This window comes from Brevundimonas sp., from assembly GCF_030704825.1.
Taxonomy (GTDB): Bacteria; Pseudomonadota; Alphaproteobacteria; order Caulobacterales; family Caulobacteraceae; genus Brevundimonas.
In genome coordinates this window covers 189,504-195,735 of sequence record NZ_JAUYNX010000015.1, presented here as the reverse complement: position 1 = coordinate 195,735, position 6,232 = coordinate 189,504, and the positions used below count along the sequence as shown (strand labels likewise).

Below are 6,232 nucleotides of genomic sequence, written 5' to 3'. Positions count from 1 at the left end.
GGAGTGAACGTGTTCGATCACCTCGAAAAGATTCCCGTGGCAGGCCTCGGCATGGAACGTGATGTTCGTGGCTCCGGCGTCGGCGAACGCGTCGATATAACGCTCGGGGTTCTCGATCATGAGATGCACGTCCAGGGGGAGCTTCGTGATGCGGCGCACCGCCTGCACGATGAAAGGCCCAACGGTGAGATTCGGGACGAAATGGCCGTCCATGACGTCGACATGGATCCAGTCGGCGCCGGCCGCCTCGAGGGCGGCGACCTCCTCGCCCAGGCGGGCGAAGTCGCTGGCGAGGATGGACGGACAGATCAGGGGCGCGGCCATGGACCGGGGATAAGGCGGGTCGCGGGCGGGAGCAAGGCGCGCTCCGGGTTTCGCGCGGCGGGCTCCCCGGAAAAGTCCCGGAGGCGGGTTCGCGGGCGCCCGCCTCAGACCGGCAGCGCTCCGCGCTTGACCACCGTCCGCATGGCCACGCTGGACGACACCCGGGTAACGCCGGGGATCCGGGTCAGCTCGCGCGAGTGGACCCGCTCCAGATCGTCGACGTCGCGCACCACCAGCCGCAGCAGATAGTCCGAGCCGCCGGTCATCAGATAGCATTCGACCACCTCGGGCACGGTCGAGATGGCGGTCTCGAAGGCGGTGAGGGACGCCTCGGCCTGGGACGACAGGGTCACGGTCACGAACACGCTGATCGGCAGGCCGACGGCGCGTTCGTTGATGATGGCGGCGTAGCGGCTGATCACCTCCGCCGCCTCCAGCGCCCGCAGACGGCGCAGGCAGGCGCTCTCGGACAGGTTCACCGTCCGGGCCAGGTCGGCGTTGGTCATGCGCCCGTCGCCCTGCAGGGCGCGGATCATCCTGCGGTCGGTGTCGTCGAGGGCGACGGCGGAAATCGTCTTCAAATCAGGCCTCTTTCGCAGATTCTGCGAGTGTATGGCGTTCAGTCGCTGAAAAGAACAGGAACCTGCGTTCAAACCGCCGCTAGATTGCCGCGCGAAGCGAGGCGGCCGAAGAGCCCGCCCGCAGCCTCTCCAGACAGGAAACTCCCATGCGCGTCGGCGTCCCCAAGGAAATCAAGAAAAACGAACACCGCGTCGGCCTGACGCCGACCGCGGTGCGCGAATATGTCGCCCACGGCCATACGGTCTCGATCGAGACCGGCGCCGGCCTCGGCGCGGGCTTCACCGACGCCGACTACAAAAAGGCCGGGGCGAAGATCGCCGCCAGCGCCGCCGACATCTTCGCCGGCAACGACATGATCGTGAAGGTCAAGGAGCCGCAAAAGGTCGAGTGGGAAATGCTCCGCGAGGACCAGATCCTGTTCACCTATCTGCACCTGGCCCCCGACCCGGAGCAGACGAAGGGTCTGCTGGCCTCGAAATGCGCCGCCGTGGCCTACGAGACCGTCACCGACGACCGCAAGGGCCTGCCGCTGCTGGCCCCGATGTCGGAGGTCGCCGGCCGGATCGCCGTCTTCTCGGCCGCCGAGACCCTGCTGAAGCACAACGGCGGCATGGGCCTGCTGTTCTGCGGCGTTCCGGGCGTGGCTCCGGCGCGCGTGCTGGTGCTGGGCGGCGGCGTCGTCGGCCTCAACGCGGCCCGCATGGCCATGGGCCTGGGCGCCGAGGTGGTGGTGCTGGAACGCTCCATCCCGCGCATGGCCTATATCGATGAAGTGACCAACGGCCGGGTCGTCACCCGCTATTCCTCGATCGGCGCGATCGAGGAGGAACTGGTCAAGGCCGACGTCATCATCGGCGCCGTGCTGGTCCCGGGCGCCGAGGCCCCCAAGCTGATCAAGCGCGAACACCTGAAGCAGATGAAGCCCGGCTCGGTTCTGGTCGACGTCGCCATCGACCAGGGCGGCTGTTTCGAGACCTCGAAGGCCACCACCCACGAGGACCCGACCTATGTCATCGACGGCGTGGTCCACTATTGCGTCGCCAACATGCCGGGCGCGGCCCCCCGCACATCGTCGGAAGCCCTGAACAACGCCACCCTGCCCTTCGGCCTGGCATTGGCCGACAAGGGTCTGGAGGCGCTGAAGCGGAACCCGCACCTGGCGCGCGGCCTGAACGTGCTCAAGGGCGAGATCACCTATCCGGCGGTCGCCGAGGCCCTGGACATGCCGTGGAGCGATCCGTTCGGGGTGTGGGCCAAGGGCTGACCCGCGTCAGACCCGGCGAAGGCCCCGGGCGAAGTCGCTGACGTCGGCGATCAGCATGGTCTCGCCCTCGAACCAGAAGCGCGTCAGCGCCTCATGGTTCAGGGCGACCCATTCCAGGGCCTTGGGTGCGATCCTGTTCAGGTCGCGTTCGTCCAGACTGCTGGCCAGAACGCGCGGTTGCGGCCCGATGGAGATCGAGGCGCTGGGCTGGGTTCGGCCGGGCTTGAGGTAGACCTTCACGCGCGGACCATGCCGGCCCATGGCGGTGGAGATGAAGATCGTCGCCAGGACGCCGGTCCAGTCGGGCGGCAGATTGGCCATCTCGAAAACCTCGTCCTCGCCGAGCGCCCTCAGTTCCTCGTCGAGGGTCGCCTCGCGATCGGTCCAGACGGCGATGGTCTCCTGCACTCCCATGCTTCGATCATCCGGCCGGGACCCGCGTTAGTCAAACGCCGCTCCCGCCTGTAATTCGCCGCGCTTTTCCTACATAAGCCCGCGATGAAGTTCCTCGACCAGGCCAAGATCTACATCCGCTCCGGCAACGGCGGGGCGGGCGCCGTCTCGTTCCGGCGGGAGAAATTCATCCCCAACGGCGGGCCCGACGGCGGCGACGGCGGCAATGGCGGCAACGTCTGGATCACCGCGGTCGAGGGGCTGAACACCCTGATCGACTACCGCTACCAGCAGCATTTCAAGGCCCAGACCGGCGTCCACGGCATGGGCCGGCAGATGCACGGGGCCAAGGGCGAGGACGTCATTCTCAAGGTCCCTGTCGGCACCCAGGTGCTGGACGACGACAAGGAGACGGTGCTGCTGGACATGGATGTGGTCGGCAAGACCGAATTGCTGCTCAAGGGCGGCAACGGCGGCTGGGGCAATGTCCGTTTCAAGGGGCCGTCGAACCAGGCCCCCGCCTACGCCAACCCGGGTCAGGAAGGCCAGGAGCGCTGGATCTGGCTGCGGCTGAAGCTGATCGCCGACGTCGGCCTGGCCGGCCTGCCCAACGCCGGCAAGTCGACCTTCCTCGCCGCGGCCAGCGCCGCGCGGCCCAAGATCGCCGACTATCCCTTCACCACCCTGGTGCCCAACCTCGGCGTGGTCGACCTGTCGGCCACCGAGCGGTTCGTCATCGCCGACATCCCCGGCCTGATCGAGGGCGCCCACGAAGGGGCCGGCATCGGCACCCGTTTCCTCGGCCACGTCGAGCGCTCGGGCTGTCTGATCCACCTGATCGACGGCACCCAGGATGACGTCGGCAAGGCCTATCGCATCATCCGCCACGAGCTGGAGGCTTACGGCGCCGGTCTGGCGGAGAAGGCCGAGGTGCTGGCCCTGAACAAGATCGACGCCCTGACCCCCGAGGCGCGCGAGGAGAAGGCGGCCGAGCTGGAGGCCGTCGCCGGCCGCCGCCCCATGCTGGTCTCCGGCGTCTCGGGCGAGGGCGTGACCGAACTGCTGCGCGCCGCCTGGACCGCGGTGCGCAAGGACCGCGGCGAGATCGCCCCGGCCGAGGAGGACGAGACGGTCATGGAAACCCCGGGCGGCTGGGCGCCCTGATGGTCGACGGCGCGTCCCGATCCGACCGGGCGATCGCCGACGCCCGGCGCATCGTGCTCAAGATCGGCTCGTCCCTGCTGGTCGACGGCCGGACCAACGCCGTCGACCGGGCCCGGCTGGAGGGGCTGGCCGCGCGCGTCGCCGGCTGGATGGCGGACGGCAAGCAGGTGCTGGTGGTCTCCTCGGGCGCCGTCGCCCTCGGCGCCCGAAGGCTGGGACCGAAGGCGCGGGCCGGAAGCCTCGACGGCAAACAGGCCTCGGCCGCGGTGGGCCAGTCCCTGCTGATGGCGGCCTGGGCCTCGGTCTTCGAGCCGCACGGCGTGGTCACGGCCCAGATCCTGCTGACCCGCGACGACACCGAGACGCGGCGGCGCTGGCTCAACGCCCGCGCCACCGTCGGAGCCCTGCTGGACATGGGCGTGATCCCGGTGGTCAACGAGAACGACACCGTGGCCACCGACGAGATTCGCTACGGCGACAACGACCGGCTGGCGGCCCGCGTGGCCCAGATGATCGGCGCCGATCTGCTGATCCTGCTGTCCGACGTCGACGGCCTCTACACCGCCGACCCGCGGACCCAACCCGACGCCGTCCATATTCCGGTCGTCGAGACCCTGACCCCCGCGATCGAGGCGATGGCGACCGGCCCGAACGCCGGGGCGGGCATGGGCACCGGCGGCATGGCCACCAAGTTGATGGCCGCCCGGATCGCCGCCGACGCCGGCTGCGCCACCCTGATCGCCGCCGGCCGGTCGATGGAGGCGGGCGAAACCTTCGGCGGGGAGACGCGCAGCACCCTGATCCGGGCGGCCACGACGGTGAAGGCCGCCTACAAGCAATGGATCGGCGGTTCCCTGGCCCCGCGCGGCGAACTGGTGGTCGACCCGGGCTGCGCCCGCGCCCTGCTGGAGGGCAAATCGCTTCTGGCCGTGGGACTGGTCTCGGCCAGCGGCGCCTTCGGCAAGGGCGATCCGGTCGACATCGTCGACGGCGCCGGAACCGGGATCGCCCGCGGACTGGTCCGCTATGACGCCGGCGACCTGTCGCGGATCGTCGGGGTCCGCTCCGCCGATCTGGCCGCCGCCCTGGGCTATGAGGGCGGACCGGTGGTGGTCCATGCCGACGATCTGGCCCTTCGCCGGATCTGAGTCTTTGAAACCGGCGTCGACGATGCGACCCTGAGCGGATGAGCCCCGACGCATCATCCCCGACCCCCGTGGCCGATCTCGAGGCCGATATGCTGGCCATGGGCCATCGCGCCCGCGCCGCCGCCCGCGCCCTGGCGCTCGCCGGGCCCGAAACCCGCACCCGCGCCATCGCCGGCATGGCCGGGGCCTTGAGAGCGCGATCCGCCCGGGTGCTGGAGGCCAACGCCGCCGATCTGGAAGCCGCCCGGTCGGGGGGCATGGCCGCCGCCATGATGGATCGCCTCGCCCTCGATCCCGCCCGGCTGGAGGGCGTCGCCTCGGCCCTGGCCGCCATCGCCGCCATCCCGGATCCGGTCGGCGCACAGACGGCGCGCTGGACGCCGGCCAACGGTCTGGACATCGCCCGGGTGCGCACCCCCATCGGCGTGCTGGCCATCGTCTACGAGAGCCGGCCGAACGTCACCGCCGACGCCGCCGCCCTGTCCGTGCGGGCCGGGAACGCCGTGATCCTGCGCGGCGGTTCGGAGTGCCTGCGCTCGAACCTGGCCATCCACGCCGCGCTCGTCCAGGGGCTCGAGGCCGCCGGCCTGTCTCCCGACACGGTGCAGATGGTCGCCAGCCGCGACCGCGCCGCCGTCGGCTTCATGCTGGCCGGCCTGGAGGGAAACATCGACCTGCTGATCCCGCGCGGCGGGCGCTCCCTGGTCGAACGGGTGCGGCGCGAGGCGCGCGTCCCGGTGCTGGGACATCTTGAAGGGGTCAACCACGTCTATGTCCACGCCAGCGCCGATCCGGCCATGGCCCGGGCGGTCGTGCTGAACGCCAAGATGCGGCGGGTGTCGGTGTGCGGCGCGGCGGAGACCTTGCTGGTCGACCGGGCCGCCGCCCCCGGCCTGCTGCCTCTGATCGCCGCCGACCTGACCGGGGCCGGTTGCGAACTGCGGGGCGACGGGGCGACCCGCGTCCTGATCCCGGCGGCGACCCCGGCGAGCGAGGCCGACTGGTCGACCGAATATCTTGAACCGATCCTCGCCGTGCGGGTGGTCGACGGGATCGACGCGGCCCTCGACCACATCGCGCGCCACGGCTCGGGCCACACCGAGGCGATCGTGGCCTCCGACCCTGCCGCCGTCGAGCGGTTCCTGGACCAGGTCGACGCCGGCATCGTCCTCGCCAACGCCTCGACCCAGTTCGCCGACGGCGGCGAGTTCGGCTTCGGCGGCGAGATCGGCATCTCCACCGACCGGCTGCACGCGCGAGGCCCGGTGGGCGCCGAACAGCTGACCAGTTTCAAATACGTCATCCGCGGCCAGGGCCAGATCCGGTCCTGACACTTTGAGCGCCGACGGCGCCGAAC

General features: G+C 70.3%; 7 protein-coding genes. 4 read left to right on the top strand and 3 right to left on the bottom strand.

Annotated elements, in window-relative coordinates; translation table 11 throughout:
- Nucleotides 1-324: ribulose-phosphate 3-epimerase (locus Q8Q71_RS08785; RefSeq protein ID WP_371315943.1), on the bottom strand; the 324-nt coding region annotated here is incomplete at its 3' end.
- A gap of 104 nt (nucleotides 325-428) precedes the next feature.
- Nucleotides 429-905, bottom strand: coding sequence for an Lrp/AsnC family transcriptional regulator (locus Q8Q71_RS08780; RefSeq protein ID WP_305759206.1), 477 nt, complete (start codon nucleotides 903-905; stop codon nucleotides 429-431).
- A gap of 146 nt (nucleotides 906-1,051) precedes the next feature.
- On the opposite strand from Q8Q71_RS08780, the gene ald reads away from it, so the two are divergent.
- A complete protein-coding gene (ald, locus tag Q8Q71_RS08775) occupies nucleotides 1,052-2,170 on the top strand; it encodes an alanine dehydrogenase (RefSeq protein ID WP_305759205.1) in 1,119 nt (372 codons plus the stop codon).
- 6 nt (nucleotides 2,171-2,176) lie between these two features.
- Here the strand turns inward: ald and Q8Q71_RS08770 are convergent, their stop codons facing one another.
- Nucleotides 2,177-2,578 carry a hypothetical protein gene (locus Q8Q71_RS08770; RefSeq protein WP_305759204.1) on the bottom strand — a complete coding sequence of 134 codons (402 nt, stop codon included), beginning with the start codon at nucleotides 2,576-2,578 and terminating at the stop codon, nucleotides 2,177-2,179.
- Between the two features lie 90 nt (nucleotides 2,579-2,668).
- On the opposite strand from Q8Q71_RS08770, the gene obgE reads away from it, so the two are divergent.
- From obgE to Q8Q71_RS08755, 3 genes are read left to right on the top strand one after another with little or no spacing between them, the layout of a single operon-like run.
- Nucleotides 2,669-3,727: a GTPase ObgE gene (gene obgE / locus Q8Q71_RS08765; RefSeq protein ID WP_305759203.1), complete on the top strand. Its 1,059-nt coding sequence runs from the start codon at nucleotides 2,669-2,671 to the stop codon at nucleotides 3,725-3,727.
- Nucleotides 3,727-4,875 carry a glutamate 5-kinase gene (gene proB, locus Q8Q71_RS08760; RefSeq protein ID WP_305759202.1) on the top strand — a complete coding sequence of 383 codons (1,149 nt, stop codon included), beginning with the start codon at nucleotides 3,727-3,729 and terminating at the stop codon, nucleotides 4,873-4,875. The genes obgE and proB overlap by 1 nt, the downstream gene beginning before the upstream one ends.
- A 38-nt stretch (nucleotides 4,876-4,913) precedes the next feature.
- A complete protein-coding gene (locus Q8Q71_RS08755) occupies nucleotides 4,914-6,206 on the top strand; it encodes a glutamate-5-semialdehyde dehydrogenase (protein WP_305759201.1) in 1,293 nt (430 codons plus the stop codon).
- Nucleotides 6,207-6,232 lie beyond the last annotated feature (26 nt).

What these genes read in the sequence shown, in the direction of transcription:
- proB (WP_305759202.1), top strand. Translation starts at nt 3,727, where the DNA reads ATGGTCGACGGCGCGTCCCGATCCGACCGGGCGATCGCCGACGCCCGG.
- obgE (WP_305759203.1), top strand. Translation starts at nt 2,669, where the DNA reads ATGAAGTTCCTCGACCAGGCCAAGATCTACATCCGCTCCGGCAACGGC.
- ald (WP_305759205.1), top strand. Translation starts at nt 1,052, where the DNA reads ATGCGCGTCGGCGTCCCCAAGGAAATCAAGAAAAACGAACACCGCGTC.
- Q8Q71_RS08755 (WP_305759201.1), top strand. Translation starts at nt 4,914, where the DNA reads ATGAGCCCCGACGCATCATCCCCGACCCCCGTGGCCGATCTCGAGGCC.